Source organism: Methylobacterium sp. SyP6R (assembly GCF_019216885.1).
Classification (GTDB): Bacteria; Pseudomonadota; Alphaproteobacteria; order Rhizobiales; family Beijerinckiaceae; genus Methylobacterium.
The window spans coordinates 6,143,452-6,160,016 of record NZ_JAAQRC020000001.1 but is presented as its reverse complement, the minus strand read 5'-3'; the positions used below and the strand labels follow the sequence as shown (position 1 = coordinate 6,160,016).

Annotated in this window: 14 protein-coding genes; 5 read left to right on the top strand and 9 right to left on the bottom strand. The window is 68.7% G+C overall.

Features of this window, described 5'->3' with window-relative positions; translation table 11 throughout:
- Window positions 1–12: 12 nt before the first annotated feature.
- Window positions 13–792: a hypothetical protein gene (locus HBB12_RS28245; RefSeq protein WP_236992407.1), complete on the top strand. Its 780-nt coding sequence runs from the start codon at window positions 13–15 to the stop codon at window positions 790–792.
- Between the two features lie 165 nt (window positions 793–957).
- Here the strand turns inward: HBB12_RS28245 and HBB12_RS28240 are convergent, their stop codons facing one another.
- Complete coding sequence (locus tag HBB12_RS28240) at window positions 958–1,539, bottom strand: DUF1254 domain-containing protein (protein WP_236992406.1); 582 nt, start codon at window positions 1,537–1,539, stop codon at window positions 958–960.
- Window positions 1,536–2,246 (bottom strand): DUF1214 domain-containing protein, encoded by a 711-nt coding sequence (locus HBB12_RS28235; protein WP_236992405.1) that lies wholly within the window; start codon window positions 2,244–2,246, stop codon window positions 1,536–1,538. Before HBB12_RS28235 ends, HBB12_RS28240 begins: the two co-directional genes overlap by 4 nt.
- A 360-nt stretch (window positions 2,247–2,606) precedes the next feature.
- Between HBB12_RS28235 and HBB12_RS28230 the strand changes: the two genes are divergently transcribed.
- A complete protein-coding gene (locus tag HBB12_RS28230; protein ID WP_236992404.1) occupies window positions 2,607–4,445 on the top strand; it encodes an HAD-IIIC family phosphatase in 1,839 nt (612 codons plus the stop codon).
- A gap of 45 nt (window positions 4,446–4,490) precedes the next feature.
- On the opposite strand, the gene HBB12_RS28225 is transcribed toward HBB12_RS28230, so the two are convergent.
- From HBB12_RS28225 to HBB12_RS28215, 3 genes are all read right to left on the bottom strand, one after another.
- Window positions 4,491–6,041 (bottom strand): glycosyltransferase family 61 protein, encoded by a 1,551-nt coding sequence (locus HBB12_RS28225; protein ID WP_236992403.1) that lies wholly within the window; start codon window positions 6,039–6,041, stop codon window positions 4,491–4,493.
- A gap of 234 nt (window positions 6,042–6,275) precedes the next feature.
- Window positions 6,276–7,007: a class I SAM-dependent methyltransferase gene (locus HBB12_RS28220; protein ID WP_236992402.1), complete on the bottom strand. Its 732-nt coding sequence runs from the start codon at window positions 7,005–7,007 to the stop codon at window positions 6,276–6,278.
- Between the two features lie 229 nt (window positions 7,008–7,236).
- Entirely contained in the window at window positions 7,237–9,402 is a 2,166-nt protein-coding gene (locus HBB12_RS28215; RefSeq protein ID WP_236992926.1) for a transglycosylase domain-containing protein, read from the bottom strand.
- Between the two features lie 312 nt (window positions 9,403–9,714).
- Here HBB12_RS28215 and HBB12_RS28210 point away from each other — a divergent pair, with 312 nt between their 5' ends.
- Both HBB12_RS28210 and gshB read left to right on the top strand, forming a co-directional pair.
- Window positions 9,715–10,257: a YcgN family cysteine cluster protein gene (locus HBB12_RS28210; protein WP_236992401.1), complete on the top strand. Its 543-nt coding sequence runs from the start codon at window positions 9,715–9,717 to the stop codon at window positions 10,255–10,257.
- A gap of 225 nt (window positions 10,258–10,482) precedes the next feature.
- Complete coding sequence (gene gshB / locus HBB12_RS28205) at window positions 10,483–11,439, top strand: glutathione synthase (protein WP_236992400.1); 957 nt, start codon at window positions 10,483–10,485, stop codon at window positions 11,437–11,439.
- Between the two features lie 21 nt (window positions 11,440–11,460).
- Here gshB and HBB12_RS28200 read toward each other — a convergent pair whose 3' ends face one another.
- The 3 genes from HBB12_RS28200 to HBB12_RS28190 all read right to left on the bottom strand — a co-directional run bounded on the left by HBB12_RS28200 (window position 11,461) and on the right by HBB12_RS28190 (window position 13,649).
- A complete protein-coding gene (locus tag HBB12_RS28200; protein WP_236992399.1) occupies window positions 11,461–12,615 on the bottom strand; it encodes an AI-2E family transporter in 1,155 nt (384 codons plus the stop codon).
- A 94-nt stretch (window positions 12,616–12,709) separates the two neighbouring features.
- The gene (locus HBB12_RS28195) at window positions 12,710–13,114 is read right to left on the bottom strand and encodes a hypothetical protein (RefSeq protein WP_236992398.1); all 405 of its coding nucleotides are present in this window, start codon (window positions 13,112–13,114) and stop codon (window positions 12,710–12,712) included.
- A 79-nt stretch (window positions 13,115–13,193) separates the two neighbouring features.
- Window positions 13,194–13,649, bottom strand: coding sequence for a molybdenum cofactor biosynthesis protein MoaE (locus tag HBB12_RS28190; protein ID WP_236992397.1), 456 nt, complete (start codon window positions 13,647–13,649; stop codon window positions 13,194–13,196).
- 143 nt (window positions 13,650–13,792) lie between these two features.
- Between HBB12_RS28190 and HBB12_RS28185 the strand changes: the two genes are divergently transcribed.
- Window positions 13,793–14,839 carry a gamma carbonic anhydrase family protein gene (locus HBB12_RS28185; protein ID WP_236992396.1) on the top strand — a complete coding sequence of 349 codons (1,047 nt, stop codon included), beginning with the start codon at window positions 13,793–13,795 and terminating at the stop codon, window positions 14,837–14,839.
- Window positions 14,840–14,986: 147 nt separating this feature from the next.
- Here HBB12_RS28185 and HBB12_RS28180 read toward each other — a convergent pair whose 3' ends face one another.
- Entirely contained in the window at window positions 14,987–16,504 is a 1,518-nt protein-coding gene (locus HBB12_RS28180) for a sensor domain-containing diguanylate cyclase (RefSeq protein ID WP_236992395.1), read from the bottom strand.
- Window positions 16,505–16,565 lie beyond the last annotated feature (61 nt).

Here is a 16,565-nt window from a genome sequence, read left to right as displayed (position 1 = left end):
CGGCGCCGCCCCATGCCGCACCGCGCTCTGCCGCTCGCCCGCGTCCTTCTCGTCGTGCCGCTGGTGGCGGCCTGTGCCCAGCAGGGCGATTTCGGCCGCCCGGCGCCGACCGCCTGGAACAGCCTGATCGATGCCGCCGGCACCATCGCGGCGCATGAGCGCGGCGAGCCGGCCTCGCTGTTTCCCTTCACGGAGGACGAGCGCGCACTTCGCGACCGCGCCTGGCGCTTCCTGATGCCGGCCCGGGAGCGCAGCGCGTTCGATGCCGCCCTCGACAACCTCACCCGTGCCCGGGTGCTGCCCGCGAGCTGGCGCCTCTCCGACCCGGCCGCCTATTACGAGGCGATCACCGGCGTGCCGTTCCGCTCGGCGATCTCGCGCTACCGGCGTCTCTCCGACGACCTCGTGGCCGATGGGCGCCTGATCCCGGCCTTCGCCGAGATGGCGGCGCGGGTGGTGCGGGCCGACCTGACGCGGCTCCAGAGCCTGCCCTTCATCACCACCCTCGACGACCGCGACGTGCGCAGCGCCGCGATGCGGGTGGCCGAGAACCGCTGCCTCATCGCCTGGGTGCGGCTGGAGACCGGGGCGCGCTCCGCCTCCTACCGCTACGCCCTCGAGCACCTGCTGGTGGCCGCTCCCGAGGAGGAGGCGATCGCGACCGAGCGCTCCCTCGCCTTCCTGGACTCGCGCCGGCACCTGCTCGATCCGCTGCTGCCGCCGGATGCCGAGATGCGCTGCGGCCTCGTGCCGCCCGAGCCCGGCCCGGTGGTGCTGGTGCGCAAGGGATGATACGGCGTCCGGAGGATTCCTTCCGGACGCCGTATCACCAGCCTGCGCGGTGAAGCCGTAGGCTTCACACGCCTGAGCGAAGCCGGTTTCCGCATCGCGAAGCGATCAATCGGAAACCATATGAGAGGTGCAGGCTGATCGCGACGCCCGCACGGGCGTCTCTACCTACTCGTCCGGCCCGTCGATGGTGCAGGAGACCGAGCGGGCGGCCTCGTTGGCCTGAGCCTGCTGGCTCGGCAGGGCGGCCAGCACCCGCACGCTGACGAAGCCCTGCCGGTTCGGCGCGATGATGCGCACGTCGCGGTTGCGCTCGTCCTCGTCGGCGCTGGCGAGCGCCTCGTCGAACTGGCGCTTGGTCATGATCACGAGCTCGACCGTGCCGCGCAAGGCGGCCTGGTCGGTGATGGCGTAGTAGGCGCCGCTGCGCCCGTGCAGGGCGATCGTCTCGAGCAGGGGGCCGGTCTCGGCGGTGATCCGCACCGGACCGTCGTCGAGGTCGTAGGCGCAGACGCCGACCGCCACCGCCGGATCCGGCAGTGGCAGCCACCCTTCCGCCGGCTCGGCGGGACCGCCGACTTCGGCGGCGTGGACCAGCACCGAGGTGTCGTTGGACAGCGTCGCCCGCGAGCGCGCCACGGCGTCGCCGGCGGCGAGATAGGGGATCGCCAGCACCGTCGCGACGTGGACGAGGCCGGCGAGCACGAGGCCGCACAGGGTGGCGAGGACGAAGCGGCCGAGGGGCGTCACGGGCAATCCTCCCGGGTGATCGAGGGCACGCCCTCGCGCTCGAGCACGCCGGTGCTCGCCGCCACCGGCGTGTCGTAGAGGCGCAGCACCAGCCGGATCGAGCCGTTGCCCTCCGGCATCGGCAGCCAGTTGCCGGGCTGCACGGTCGGGCTCACGATCACCGAGAAGCGGCCGTCGCGGTCGCGCAGCACCTCCGTCGAGGTGAAGCCGGTGCGCGGCGGCGGACCCGCCGGGGGCCTGGTCGCCTGCGCGTCGGCGGGCTTCGGATGGCGGCTGCGTTCCACCGTCAGGGTCCAGGCCCGGGCCGGCGGCGTGGCGCCGGCGATGCGGTAGCGGCAGGACGGATCGAGCCGCTGCCCGGCATCGTCGGTGAGCGCGGTCAGCAGCAGGCCCTCGCCCAGCGCCAGCGGGATCTCGCCGGTGCGGGCATGGATCGCCCGCACGTAGGGGTCGGCGTCCCGCGACCCGATCTTCGGCCAGGCGGTCCAGGCGTTGAGGGTGACGCCCCCGAAGGGAGGGCGCCCCCGTGTCGCCCAGTTGGCGCTGGCGAGGCCCAGCACCGCGCCGAGCACGAGGGCATAGAGCACCAGCCCGACGGTCCCGACCCGGCGCAGGCGGAGCGCCCTCCGCAGGAGCCGGGGCGGGAGGTGAAGGCCGGGGGACGGGGCGCGCCCGGAGGCCGGAAGGGCGGCTTTCTCGATCAGCATCGTGGGCCCGTGTCTAGCTCAGGTCGGGCCGGGGCCGAACGGGTTTTTTCCGAACCTCTGCGTTCCCCGACGGGGAGCGCGGGGCAATGCCCGGGCTCCCGCGCCCCGGCCAGGGTGCGGTGCCGAGATTCCGGCTCGGGCCGACCTCGATGCGGCCATCGGGACGGCGTGCGAAACGGCGCCGCATCTGGACGCACCCTTTCAGCCTCCGCTAGAGCAGGGAGGGCGACCAGATGGGGGCATCGACGCCCGCGAATGGCCGATCTGAAGGAGACTGTGACCGCTCCGAGAGTGAGAGCAGGGCAGGTCGGATTCTCTGCAGCACCGAGTTTGTACGGATCACTGAAGGGATACCAGGTCATGGATGCGGCGGATTTTTTGTTTCCCAGGGACCTGGAAGTCACGCCGATCCAATATCCCAATATTCTGTTCATTGGATCGTGCCTGTCAGAGGCGTATGTCATCCGTCTCAGGGATCTATATAAAGAAAGTAAAATAGATTACATTCTTTTCAACAACGCGGCTGAACTTCCTGAGAAGGACGACGATGAGATCGGTCACTTCGACCTGCAATACATTCAGTTGCCGCTGCGATCCGTCCTCACCGACGCGGCGCTCCGGCAGGTCGATGCCGAACTCTCACGATCGCCTGTCGACTGGATCGCGCTCGGCAAGGCGAACATCGATCGGATGCTCGAAAATGCCATAAAATACAATCTACAGACCGGCATTTTGACATTGTTGTCGAATTTCGTTGTGCCACAACGACATATATCGGCAAGTCTCTACGACGAAAATGGCGATAGCGATCTTTGTTTTGTTGTATCTGAATTGAATAAATATCTATCCGAGACGGCGCGATGCTATGCCAACATGTTCGTGGCGGATATCGAATCGATCGCCGCCTCAGTCGGCAAGCGGTACTTCCTCGATGACGCGATCGTGTTCTCGACCCATGGTTCGGTGATCTACCCGGACTGGTCCGGGCACGAGCACATGCCCTACTGGACGGCGCCGGATCCGGGCCGCATCGAGCCGATTCCCGATCTCGGCACGACCTACGAGAACAGGACCGAGGAATTCTTCCGGACAGTGTTTCGCCAGATCGAGGCCATGTATCGATCCTTCAAGCAGATCGATATGGTCAAGGTCGTCATCTTCGACCTCGATAACACCCTGTGGCGCGGTCAACTGGTCGAGCATTATCAACCCGGAGAGAAGTGGCCCTACTCGGACGGGTGGCCGCTCGGACTCTGGGAGGCGGTGCATCATCTGCGACGGCGCGGCATCATGACGGCGATCGCCTCGAAGAACGACCAGCACCTGGTCGAGCAGAAATGGGACGACGCCGTTCAGCCGCCCTTCGTGAAGTTCTCCGACTTCGTGGCGGCCGGCATCAACTGGGAGCCGAAGGCGGAGAACATCCGGGCGATCCTCCAGAAACTGTCGCTGACGCCGGCGAGCGCGGTGTTCGTCGACGACAATCCGGTCGAACGCGAATCCGTGAAGGCGGCGCTGCCCGGCATCCGCACGATCGGGTCCGATCCCTTCGTCATCCGCCGCATCCTGCTGTGGTCGCCCGAAACGCAGATCGCCAAGCGGAGCAGCGAATCGCAGCGCCGCGAGCAGATGCTCAGGCAGCAATTCGCCCGCGAGGAGGAGAGGGCCAGCATGTCGCGGGAGGATTTCCTCTCGGGACTGGGCTCGACCCTCTCGATCTGGGAGGTCGCGGATCACGGGCATCGGACATTTTCTCGCATCTTCGAGCTCGTCAACAAGACGAACCAGTTCAATACGACCGGCATCCGTTGGGGGCTGGAGGATTATCGGGCCTACTTCGAGAGCGGCGGCACGATCCACGCCTTCAGCGTCAAGGACAGATTCACCGAATACGGAACGGTCGGGGTCGTCTTCACCCGGGAGAGCCGAATCCAGCAATTCGTCATGAGTTGCCGCGTGCTGGGAATGGAGATCGAGACGGCAGTCATGGCTCACATCGTCGCGGTCCTGCGTCGCGACCGGGGCGCCTCCACCATCGAGGGGCAGATCGTCGAGACCAACTCCAACACGCCGTGCCGCGACGTGTTCAAGCGCTGCCAGTTCGTGGAAGCGGGGAGCCAGAGGCTGCACTACGCCCTGGCGCCCGGCACGGCCCCGCGCGTCAGCCCGCATGTCCGCATCGAGGTCACCGACGGGTGACAAACCGGCGAGGTCCGGGCGCGGTCCCGGACCCGTCCGTCGCGATCACGGGATGTCGGCGAGGGCTGCCTGCACCATCTCCCTGACGCGGTCGGGATCGATCCGCCACTGCTTGTCGTGCTGGTTGGCCTCGGAGCCGATCTCGCGCCCGATCGCACAGCCGTATCTCAGGGGAAGAACACTAGCCAGACGGCGCATCGACCACTGAACGTAGCCGTCGACGAGCATCTCGCAGAAGATCGTGCCGTCGCGACAGAAGATCACGTTCGACAGGCCGGCGCCGTGCGATCCGAGCACGATCTCGGCCTCGGCGAAGGCACGGATCTGCTCCGCGATCGGCATGCCGGTCAGAGTCAGGATTTCGAAGCCGAACTCCTCGGCGAGGGCGATGATCTCCGCCTCGTTCACCATCCTGCGGGCGCCCGAGTCACGGCGGCTGATGTAGATCCTGCGGCGGGCCGCCGGATCGGGGTTCACATGGGCGGTGATCCGGCTGGCGACGGCGAGCCGGCTCGGATGCGGCCAATGGCCTGAATCGACCAGCCGCATGTAGCTGATGGTCAGCTTTTCGCATCGGACCGTCTGCTCGCCCTTGAGCAGCACGCGGACATGATCGGTGTCCACCATGTCCAATGTCGCAGACTGCCAGTGATGATACAGTTCCGGCAGGATCAGAGCTGAATCGCCGCTCGTCGCAGGCGTCTCGATCGACGGCAGAATGTCGACCATCCAATGTGCGTAGTTGCGATTGCCGGGATACCCCGAGAAATGATGCGAGCCTTTGCTGATGATGCCGGTAGGCTCGGTGCATTCGAAGCTGGCGGTTCCGTCACCGGCCCACCGCAGCTTGATCTTGTCGAGCGAGGCGAGAAGATATGTCTCTTCGAGGACGTGATCGCCGACGGTCACGATGCCCTCTTCACCGTGAATGACGGCGCCGTGAAGCTCGTAGACCTTCTGGTCGCGGAACTCCATGGTGCGGGGGGTCCAGCCGTCGGGGGGATATTCGACGACCGGAAAATCCGGCTTCGTCGTCTGCCCGTAACGGATCGGAGTCACCGGCACGCTGACATCGGGGATATCGCCGATGATCCGCGCGTCCGGACTGATCGCTGCGAGCTCCGCGCACGTGACGTGCTTGAACGATCGTCGCCTCGGGGCACTGACGAGTCGCCAGTCCTTCGAGTAGATCGACGATGGCTGCGTCCCGTCGTGGTCGACGGTCAGAGCGGGAACGAGACCGTGTTGATGGGGCGGGATCTCGGCGGTCGCCGAGACATGCTGCCAGGCATCCCGCTTGTTCAGATCGACGGGTGTACCGGATACCGTACGGTAGCCATACAACGAAAGGTCGATCGATTTTCCGGCGAAGCCCTGCGGAATATAGATCGATGCTGAGACGGTATACGACTTTTGCGTGTCGATATTATCGCACGTGATGGTGTGTGCGAAATGGACGGCGCCGGATGTATTCGCCGGAAGTCGATGGACGAGAACGCCCTCCTCACGCATGATCATGGGGGGCTCTGACGGATGCGAACCGCCCCCGGTCGCGAGCGTCACGGCGCGTTTCAGCGTTTTGAGAAGAGCGTGCATGTCGCCACTTGAATCGTTTCGAGCCGGGGCGTCTCGGGAGCCCGGCGACACCCGGACGTAGCCGCCTGGCCCGAGACTGTGAATAGGCTTGCCACAGCGTTCCGTGCCGCTTGTCGACTGCATCGAACTGTTGCCGCCGGCGGGGTGGGCTTGCCGGATGCGAAGCCGCGAGGGCGCGATCCCGATCCTCGGTGGGGCATCGCCGTCAGCTCGATGGATGGCGGCCGTCGCAGCTCAGGCACCGACGAACAGCGACGCCTCGAATCCGTGAAGGATGCTCTCGGCCTTGATGATCGTGCGGCCTTCGTAGAAGCGCGCGCAGAGCGCATCGTCCATCTCGATCCCGCGATATTCGTCGATGATGGCGTAGTAGTTCCGCTCCAGGATCGTCGAGGACGGATCCAGGTTGGTGATGCAGATATTGCCCGTCGGGCGCACGTCGACAGCGGTCACGCGCAGGTCGGGGCGGTATTTTTCCAGGATCGGCAGCAGCTTCCAGACATCGCCGGTCCACCATCCCGCCAGATCCCGGTTCGCGCGTCCTTCCGGGTTGTGGGTGCGCTCGGTCATCTCGGCATTGGCGGGCAGGCAATCGTCCAGCATGATCAGACTGTTGCGATGTGCCGCCTTCTCGCTGTTGATGAAGTCGCGCAGCAGGTATTCGAACTGGTGCAGCCCATCCAAGAAAATTACATCGATCGGCGCATTGATGATCTTGCTCGGTTCGTAATCACGAAAAAATTCGTCGCTCGTCATCTGGTAGAGATGAAGATTCGTCTTTTTCCCGATGACGTTGCCGCCGAGCTGGAAGGCCGGATCGACGCCGATGCTCGGGCAGTCGATCCGCGACAGTGTCGTGCCGTCCCGGACGCCGACTTCGAGATAGCCCCTCGCATTCTTGGCGCGCGTGACCCTGGCGATGAAATCGAAGTATGGGGGGCCGGAATGCCAGTGGGTGAAGGCCATCGTCGTCTGTTCCGGATCCGTCGCGGGTGGTTTTTCGTGATGCGGGTTGCCGCGGCACCCGACACGCGCAGGCCGGCCTGATCGAGACGGGCCACCACGGTCGGGCGCGCCCGTGCGGGTCCTGCCGCTCTAGAGCACTTCACGATCGCGCTGCAATCGCGAAGCTCTCCAAGTCTTTGTCTTGTCGCATTTTCTGCGACGAACGGTTTCCACGTCGTCGGAAAATGCACTAGTTCGAGGAACTGCCGGGCGAGCCGGTCCGGTCGATCACGTTGAACGCCGCCCGTCCCGGTGGGGGGCTCTCGACCGAGCGGAACAGGCTCCCCAGTCCCCCCAGCACCTCGAAGGAGCGGCGCGACAGGGCGCCGGCCGGCGCGCCGGGCGGCGGCGTGGTCGGGGCGGGACCTTGCGCGGTGCGGGCGCCGGCCTTGTCGGAGTCGAAGCCGGGCAGGGGCTTGATCTCGATGCCCTGGTGGGCCGGGGCCATCACCTCGTGGAAGGTGATCGCCGGCAGCGAGCCGCCGGTCAGGTTCTTGGTCGAGGAATGGTCGTCGTTGCCGTACCAGACCGCGGTCACGAGGTTGCCGGTATAGCCGACGAACCAGGCGTCGCGGTAGGCGTTGGTGGTGCCGGACTTGCCGGCGGTGCGCACGCCCTCGATCGCCGCCTTGCGGCCGGTGCCCTCGTCGACGACCTTGTTGAGCATGTAGTTCATGTCGGCGACGACCCGGGTCGAGAGCAGCTGCTCGGGGGGCGCCTCGCTGGTGTCGTGGCGGTAGATCACCTCGCCGGCGCCGGTGCGGATCTCGGTCGCCGCGTAGGGCTTGGCCCGCTTGCCGCCATTGGCGAAGACCGAGTAGCCGGCGGCCTGGTCGATCACCGTCACCTCGGCCGAGCCGATCGGCAGCGACACCGAATCGACCAGGTTCGAGGTGATGCCCATCTTGTGGGCGAGCTCGATGATCTTGGCCCGGCCGAGCTTGGCGGCGCGGGCGTCGTGGGTCTCGCCGAGCTGCTTGCCCATGGCGATCGAGAACTGCACCGGGATGGTGTTGATCGATTTCGCCACCGCGACCCAGAGCGGCACCGTGCCGGCGAACGAGCGGCCGTAATTCGCCGGGCACCAGTTGCCGATGCAGACCGGCCGGTCGACGACCTTGCTGTCGGGCCGCCACTGGCCGGTGGCCAGGCCTGCGGCGTAGACGTAGGGCTTGAACGACGAGCCGGGCTGGCGCAAAGCGTCGGTGGCGCGGTTGAACTGGCTCTGGCCGTAATCGGCCCCGCCGACCATCGCCCGTACGGCGCCATCCGGATCCATGGTGACCAGGGCGGCCTGCTCGACGTCGAAGGCGTCGCCGAACTGGCGCAGGACGTTCTCCACCGCCTGGTCGGCCCGCTTCTGGATCGCGAGGTCGAGCGGGGTCTTCACGACCAGCACCCGCTCCTTCTTCAGCTTGCCCTCGTCGACGAGCTTCTTGATCTCGTTGAAGGCCCAGTCGAGGTAGTAGTCGGCGCTGATGTCGCGCGAGCGGGTCACCGGGGTCGCCGGGTTGCGCAGGGCCGACTGGATCTGGCCCTCCGTCAGGTAGCCGGCCTCGACCATGTTGTGCAGCACGTCCGCCGCCCGGGCGCGGGCCGCCGGCAGGTTGACGTGGGGCGCGTATTTCGTCGGCGCCTTGAACAGGCCGGCCAGCATGGCGGCTTCCGGCAGGGTGATGTCCTTGAGGTTCTTGCCGAAATAGTAATCCGCCGCGGCCGCCGCCCCGAAGGTGCCGCCGCCCATATAGGCCCGGTCGAGGTAGAGCTTCAGGATCTCGTTCTTGGTCAGGTGGCATTCGAGCCAGAGGGCCAGGAACGCCTCGTTGACCTTGCGCTCGAGCGAGCGCTCGTTCGACAGGAACAGGTTCTTGGCGAGTTGCTGGGTCAGCGAGGAGCCGCCCTGGACGTGGCCGCCGCCGCGCGCGTTCACGGTGACGGCGCGGAGCGTCCCGATCGGGTCGATGCCCCAATGCTCGTAGAAGCGCCGGTCCTCGGTCGAGATCAGCGCCTTGATGAGAATGTCGGGAAATTCGTCGATGCGCAGCGAATCGTCGTGCTTGATGCCGCGCCGCCCGACCTCGGTGCCGTAGCGGTCGAGGAAGGTCACGGCGAGGTCCGGCGCCTTGAGCCAGTTCTCGCTGGTCGTGTTGAAGGCCGATTGGGCGAGCGTCAGCATCACCACGCCGCCGGCGAGCCCGAGCGTGACCGCCTCGCTCGTGAGGTCGAGGGCGAGGCGCTTGACGCCGGTGACCCGGAAGCGCCGCTGGATCTTCTCGGCGTAGCGGCCATAGGCCTCGCCGAACGCGCGCCCGCCCTTGTAGAGGCCGTCGTTCATCCAGGCGTCGAAGCCGAGCATCCCGTGGGACAGGCGGGTCCGGAGCTGGGTCAGCCGGTTGGTGGGCCGGTTCTCGGGCACTGTGACGGGTCCTCGGGCAGCGCGGATTCGAGGTCTAGCAAGCCTCGCATCCTAGCGCGAGACGGTAAGCCGTTCGCAGGCTTCCAAGGCCCATATGGGGCGCTGGCACGCCGACACGACGTCGCAGGTTTGCGTAGGTCCCCTCCGTCCCGCTTGCCCCCGCGGCCAGGGCGCGGCAGAGGAGGGCACCTTCCGTTCCCGATATCCCCGTCCGCGCCGTCGATCCGGCGCCTCGAAGGCCTTAGAACAGCCGTGGCCAAAGCCCGCCTCACCCCCCCGCGCCCGCCCGCCTCCCTCAAGGCCGCGACCCCGTTCTGGCGCGAGAAGACCCTGGAGGGATTGAGCCCGGAGGAGTGGGAGAGCCTGTGCGACGGCTGCGGCCGGTGCTGCCTGCTCAAGCTCGAGGACGAGGATTCGGGCGAGATCCACTACACCGATATCGGCTGCACGCTCCTCGATGCCGGTACCTGCCGCTGCCGCGACTATCCAAGGCGCCAGCGCAAGGTGCCAGATTGCGTCCGGCTGACGCCCGAGGCGGTGCGCTCCCTGCCGTGGCTGCCGCCGACCTGCGGCTACCGCCTGGTACGGGACGGGCGCGACCTGCCCTGGTGGCATCCGCTGGTCTCCGGCACGCGCCGCACCGTCCACGAGGCCGGCATCTCGGTCCGCGGCAAGGTCAGCGGCACCGAGGAGGAGTTCGAGACCGAGGAACTGCCGGACCGCATCGTCGACTGGCCGGGTCAGGACCCCGGGAGCGAGGATCCGCGGGGCCGGGTGCCGCAGGACGGCGCCTGACCGGAGCCGAGAGCCGGGTCGACGGCAAGGCCGCCCGGGCCGCGCGAGGACCGGTTTTCGCCCGCTCTGGCACGAGGCTTGCGAGGGCCTGTTGGACGCTCATGGGCGTTTCCTCCCTGACTTGAGGCCCCGCTGCGCTCAGGCCGCGGGGCCTCCTTTCCTCGACGGCCGTTGCCATCGGGCGCGGGCCGCCCGATAAACCGGGCGACCGGAGAAACCCCCGACATGGCCCTTACCGTCGCGGTCCAGATGGACCCGATCCAGGCGATCCGCATCGCCGGCGACACCACCTTCGCCCTGCTGCTGGAGGCGCAGAGCCGCGGCCACACGCTGCTGCACTACACCCCCGACCGGCTCTCGATGCGCGACGGGCGCGTCACCGCCCGGGTCGAGCCCCTGCGGGTGCAGGATGTCGAGGGCGATCACGCCCATCTCGGCGCCCAGGAGCGGATCGATCTGGCGACGGTCGACGTGGTGCTGATGCGCCAGGACCCGCCCTTCGACCTCGCCTACATCACGGCGACGCACCTGCTCGAGCGCATCCATCCCCAGACGCTGGTGGTGAACAACCCGTTCGAGGTGCGCAACGCCCCCGAGAAGCTGTTCGTCACCGCCTATCCGGAGCTGATGCCCCCGACCCTGATCACCCGCGACAAGCAGGAGATCGAGGCGTTTCGCGCCGAGCACGGCGCCGTGGTGATGAAGCCGCTGCACGGGCACGGCGGCGCGGCCGTGCTGCGGGTGCTGCCCGAGGACCCGAATTTCGGCTCGATGTTCGACCTGTTCTCGGTCACCTTCCGGGAGCCCTGGGTGGTGCAGCGCTTCCTGCCGCGGATCACCGAGGGCGACAAGCGCATCATCCTGGTCGACGGCGAGCCGCTGGGCGCCGTCAACCGGGTGCCGGCGGCCAACGACATCCGCTCCAACATGGTGCGGGGCGGCAAAGGGGGCGCGACGGCGCTGACCCCGCGCGAGCAGGAGATCTGCGCGGCGATCGGCCCGGAATTGCGCCGCCGCGGCCTGATCCTGGTCGGCATCGACGTGATCGACGGCAACCTGACCGAGATCAACGTCACCTCGCCGACCGGTATCCGGGCGATCAAGCGCCTCGGCGGCCCCGATCTCGCGGTTCCCGTCTGGGACGCGATCGAGGCCAAGGTGACGAAGCCGCAGAGCGCGTAGCGTGAACGGGGGAGGGCGCCCTCAGCCCGCATCCTCCCCCAGCGTGTCCTCGATGTAGAGCCGGTCGAGCAGCACCTTGGCGACCGCCATGAGCGGCAGCGCCAGGGCGACGCCCCACAGGCCGAACAGCACGCCGAGCAGGATCTGGCCGGCGAACAACGTGGCGGGCGGGATGTCGAGGGCCCGCTTCTGCACGAAGGGCGTCAGCACGTAGCTCTCCAGCGTCTGCACCAGCAGGTAGACGCACAAGCCCGCGATCACCCCCTTCAGCCCCGAGGCGAGGGAGGCCAGCACGATGATGATGCCGGCGACGAGCGCCCCGATGGTCGGGATGAAGCAGAGCAGGCCCGCCTGGAGCCCGAGCACCAGGGCTCCGTCGATGCCGACCAGCGTCAGCCCGAGCCAGACGCAGACGAAGATCGCCGCCATGACGACGAGCTGGCCGAACAGCCAGTGGCGCAGCGTGATGCCGATGTCGTCGGCGACCGAGGCCGCATGGGTGCGGTGGCGCGAGGGCACGAAGCGCAGGAGCCCGTCGCGGTAGGTCCGCGGATCGGCCGCCACGAACAGGCCGAGCACCACGACGATGAACACGTTGCCGATGGCGCCGAACACCGCCAGCGCCACCGTCGAGGCCTGGCCGAGCACGCTGCCCGCGCCCGAGAGCAGCGTGCCGGGGCTCGGCAGGCCGCCGGCCGTCGGCGTGGTCCGCCGCCCGTCCTGCGCGTCGCCGGCTCCTTGCGCGGCCGCGTCCTTCAGCTTGCCGAAATCGAGGAAGCGGGTGTCGATCCCGCGGGCGTCGAGCCAGGATTTCACCGTGCCGGATTGCTGCTGCAGCGTCTGGCCGAGGCGCTGGGCCTGCCCCGCCACGGTGGCGCCGCCGAGCCCGACCATGCCGAGCACCAGGAGCGCGAGCAGCACGCTCACGATCGCCAGCCGCGCCCCGTGCCCGAGCGGGACGATGCGGCCGAGATAATGCGTGAGCCCGTCGAGGAAGACCGCGCAGAGGATGCCGGCGAAGATCAGGAGCAGCGTGTCCGCCGAGTGCCAGGCCAGCAGCAGCAGGGCCGTGAACGACACCACCCCGATGCCGGCGAGCACGAGGGAGCGGGCGCTCGCCCCGCCGAGGCGGGCGGCTCCCTGCGGAGCGATGTCCTGTGAGGGGATAACGGGCATGTCCGACGCTTCTCTCCGCCGGCGGCGCTCGAAGGGCCGCCGTGCAGGACAGATAGCCGCGCGCGGCCGTTCGGCGACCGGTAATCTCCCGCCTTTACCCCTCCTCGCGCCGGCGCCGCACGCTGGCGAGCACGGCGGGATGCGCGTCGGTCTTCCAGCCCGTCGTCGATTCCGGCGGCGGGGGCGCCAGGATCGGCTTGGGGAGAGCCAGCACCGGCTCGGGCCGCCGGGGCGCCCAGTCCTGGACCTCGACGATCTCGATGACCGGTTCGGGCCGCGGGCGGACCTTGCGGCGCGCCGGTTGCGCCGGGCGGCGGCCGAAGACGCGCAGCAGCACCCAGCCGATGAGGCCGGCCCAGGCGAGGAGCACCCCCCCGGGCGTCGGCCGCTCGGAGAGGAGGAGGGTGACGAGCCCGATGAGGGCGCAGGCCATCGCGAGGCTGCGCGCGCTCAGCGGGTCGAAGGGGAGTGGATCGGGCTGTCTGTGATCGCGGAGCATGACCGTGATCCTGCCGCAGGCCGGTCAGCGATTCCTCTGTGCGATCGGTCGAATTCTCCGCAATCCCCGATTCACACCCTCACCAGCGCGCCGCCGCCGCTGCATCGTGCTCCGTCGCCTCGACCCAGCCGCCCAGGGTGCCGTCGGTGTGGTGCTCGCGCTTCCAGAACGGGGCGCGGGTCTTGAGGTAGTCCATCAGGAAGCTCGCGGCCTCGAAGGCGGCGGTGCGATGCGCCGAGGCCGCGAGCACCAGCACGATGCCCTCGCCCGGGCGGACGAGGCCGTGGCGGTGGATCGCCAGCGCCCCTTGCAGCGGCCAGCGCTCCGCGGCTTCGGCGAGCACGCGGCCGATCTCGGCCTCGGCCATGCCGGGATAATGTTCGAGCTCCAGGGCGGCGAGCCGGCCGTCCTCGTCGCGGCACAGGCCGGTGAAGCTCACGATGGCGCCCGCCCGCCCAGCCAGTTCCGCCGTGAGGGCGGCGATCTCCGCCGCGACGTCGAAGGGCTCGGGCTGGATCGAGAGGCGAAGGGTCATGGCGGGTCCGGGCTGTCGGTCTGGCCGCTTTCTAGCACGAAGGCCCGGTGCGGGGATCCGGGGCTGGCGGCGGCGGCGGAACGGCGGCAATGTCGCGGGCTTGAACGACCGGCCCCGCGGCCGGCCGGATGGAGGAACGCCCCATGACCCCCGACCTCCTCCTCCCCTTCCACGACACCGAGCCCACCTTCGCGGCCCGGCCGGTCTGGTGCGGCCGCGGCAGCGCGGTGATCGGGCGGGCGAGCCTCGGGGCGCAGGCCTGGCTCGGCGACGAAGCGGTGATCCGCGCCGACGGGCACGACGTGGTGGTGGGCGACCGGTTCTGGCTCGGCGCCCGCTCGACCCTGCACATCGCCGCCGAGATGTACCCGTGCATCGTCGGCGACCGGGTCACGGTCGGGCGCGACGCGGTGGTGCATGCCTGCACGGTCGGCGACGACTGCGTGATCGAGGACGGTTGCGTGGTCCTCGACGGCTCGCTGATCGAGGATCGCGTGCTGCTGGAGGCCGGCAGCACCGTGTTTCCGCGCAGCACCCTGCCGTCGGGCTTCGTCTATGCCGGCAGCCCGGCCCGGCCCCTGCGCCGCCTCGAACCGGGCGAACTGGCCGAGCGTGCCGAGCGCCTGCGCGAGGCGGCGGCGAGCGAGCCGGCCGTGGGCCCCGGCGACGCGTTCGCGCCCGATCCCTCGGTCTTCGTCGCCCGCACCGCCCGGCTGCACGGCCGGGTCGCCCTGGCGCCGGGGGCGAGCGTGTTCTTCTCCTGCATCCTCGATGCCGCGGTCGGGCCGATCGTGATCGGGGCGAACGTGAACGTGCAGGACAATTGCGCGATCCACACCCGGGCCGACGGCCTGGTGATCGAGCGCGACACCACGCTCGGCCACAACGTGACCGTGGGCGACGGCCGCATCGGCCCGAACTGCCTCATCGGCATGGGCGCCCGCCTGGGCCCCGGCACGGTGGTGGAGGCCGACGTGCTGCTCGCCGCCGGCAGCGCCACCGATCCCGGCCAGGTGCTCGAAGCGGGCTGGCTCTGGGGCGGGCGCCCGGCCCGGGCCCTGTCGCGCCTCGACGGGGAGCGGCGGGCGATGATGGCGCGGATTGTGGCGGGGTATGCGGCGTATGGGCGGGCTTATCGGAGGTTGCAGGCCGGGGCCGAGGGAGGGGAGCAGACGGGAGCGGGCCGCTGAGGGTCGGTCGGTCGCTTCCGGCAGGGGCGAGCGGAGTCGGAAGATCTAAGCAGACTTGCGTTGGCAGGCCAACGCTTTGTCCGCTTAGATCCTTGTTTTGTCGCAGATTTTTTCCGCAAAACCGGCGGCCGCTTTTGCGAAATCTGCTTAGGCCGCCAAGCCCCGCTTTGCCGTCATGACCGCGTAGCAGGTCCGATTGCGCCCGGTCGCCTTGGCCTCGTAGAGGGCGGCGTCGGCCATGCCGAACAGGTCGGCCGGTGTGCCGCTCTCGCGCGGCAGGCCGAAGGCCAGGCCGATGCTCACCGTGATCCGGCCGACGCTCTCGCCGGCGGCCTCGACGACCAGCCCGGCGACCGCCTCGTGGACGCGCTCGGCGACGTGAGCCGCGCCCTCGGCGTCGGTGCCCGGCAGCAGGACAGCGAATTCCTCGCCGCCGATGCGGGCGACGAGGTCGCCCGGCCGGCGCGCGACCGACGCCAGCGCCCGTGCGAGCATCTGGAGCACCCGGTCGCCGATGGCGTGGCCGTAAAGGTCGTTGTAGCGCTTGAAGTGGTCGGCATCGACCACCATCAGGGTGACGGGGTCGCAGCGGCGGCAGGCCTCGGCGAAGGCCCGTCCGAACACGTCATCGAAGGCGCGCCGGTTGGGCAGGCCGGTGAGCGCGTCGGTACGCGAGATCTGCGCCAGTTCCGCCTCGACGGCGGCGCGCCGGCGTAGCTCCCGTCCAGCCAGCAGCGCCAGCCCGATCGCCACCCCGCACAGGGCGAGCACGAGAAGGCCGATCACCAGGGCCTTCCGGCGCCATTCGGCCTCGATCTCGTCCGTCGAGAGCGCCACCGTCAGGTAGAGCGGCGTGTCGCCGACCTTCGTGAAGGTGTAGAGGCGCTCGATGGAATCGCTCGGGGTGACGCCGACGAAGCTGCCCCGTTCCTCGCGCAGGAAGCGCTGGACGTTGGGCGAGTCGGCGAAGTTCGGGGCGACAACGGGATTGGGGACGGGATGGCGCACGATGCGGGTGCCGTCCTTGTGGAACAGGCCGATCGTGCCGTTCGGCCCGAGCTTGATGTGCTGAAACAGGCGGTCGAAATAGGACAGGGACAGACTGCCGAGGACCACGCCGCCGAACGACCCGTCGGGCTTGTCGATCCGCCGGCTGAGCACGACGATCGGCTTTCCCGTCAGGTTCGAGACCAGCGGCTCACTGAAGCGTAGCCCGAGCGCGGGATCGGCCCTGTGCGCCTGGAAGTAGGCGCGCTGGGCATTGTTGAGGCGCCGCGCCGGCCAGTTGGCCGCGTCGTAGGCCGCGTCGCCGTTCTCGTCCAGCACCAGCATGACGCCGAGATCCTTGGCGTTGACGGCGCGGTCGAACAGGATGCGCTGGCGATACTCGGGGGCGATCTGCTCGAGCTCGGGCAGCGTGAGGTTCTCGATCACGCCCCTGAGCGCCAGGTCGATGATCTCGACGTTGCGATCGACGTCGCGCTCGATGACCTGGAGCAGGTTCTGCGCGGTCTGCTCGGCCTTGTCCCAGGCGTCCCGGCGCAGATCGAGCAGCATGGCCGAGCAGACCGCGACCATGCCGAGGGGGGCCAGGATCCCGAGCCCGATCCACGCCCGGGTCGAGCGCAGCCAGCCGGGCCTGCGGATGAAGCGCGTCGGTCTCATGCGTCACTGGGAAACGAGGGGCAAACGCCGTGGCGAGCACGGGCGAGGCGGCCACGAGAAC

Bases quoted from the DNA above. Each gene is read 5' to 3' on its own strand.
- HBB12_RS28195 (WP_236992398.1), bottom strand. From the start codon at position 13,114: ATGCTCCGCGATCACAGACAGCCCGATCCACTCCCCTTCGACCCGCTG.
- HBB12_RS28225 (WP_236992403.1), bottom strand. From the start codon at position 6,041: ATGCACGCTCTTCTCAAAACGCTGAAACGCGCCGTGACGCTCGCGACC.
- gshB (WP_236992400.1), top strand. From the start codon at position 10,483: ATGGCCCTTACCGTCGCGGTCCAGATGGACCCGATCCAGGCGATCCGC.
- HBB12_RS28200 (WP_236992399.1), bottom strand. From the start codon at position 12,615: ATGCCCGTTATCCCCTCACAGGACATCGCTCCGCAGGGAGCCGCCCGC.
- HBB12_RS28215 (WP_236992926.1), bottom strand. From the start codon at position 9,402: ATGCTCGGCTTCGACGCCTGGATGAACGACGGCCTCTACAAGGGCGGG.
- HBB12_RS28180 (WP_236992395.1), bottom strand. From the start codon at position 16,504: ATGAGACCGACGCGCTTCATCCGCAGGCCCGGCTGGCTGCGCTCGACC.
- HBB12_RS28185 (WP_236992396.1), top strand. From the start codon at position 13,793: ATGACCCCCGACCTCCTCCTCCCCTTCCACGACACCGAGCCCACCTTC.
- HBB12_RS28230 (WP_236992404.1), top strand. From the start codon at position 2,607: ATGGATGCGGCGGATTTTTTGTTTCCCAGGGACCTGGAAGTCACGCCG.
- HBB12_RS28220 (WP_236992402.1), bottom strand. From the start codon at position 7,007: ATGGCCTTCACCCACTGGCATTCCGGCCCCCCATACTTCGATTTCATC.
- HBB12_RS28190 (WP_236992397.1), bottom strand. From the start codon at position 13,649: ATGACCCTTCGCCTCTCGATCCAGCCCGAGCCCTTCGACGTCGCGGCG.
- HBB12_RS28245 (WP_236992407.1), top strand. From the start codon at position 13: ATGCCGCACCGCGCTCTGCCGCTCGCCCGCGTCCTTCTCGTCGTGCCG.
- HBB12_RS28235 (WP_236992405.1), bottom strand. From the start codon at position 2,246: ATGCTGATCGAGAAAGCCGCCCTTCCGGCCTCCGGGCGCGCCCCGTCC.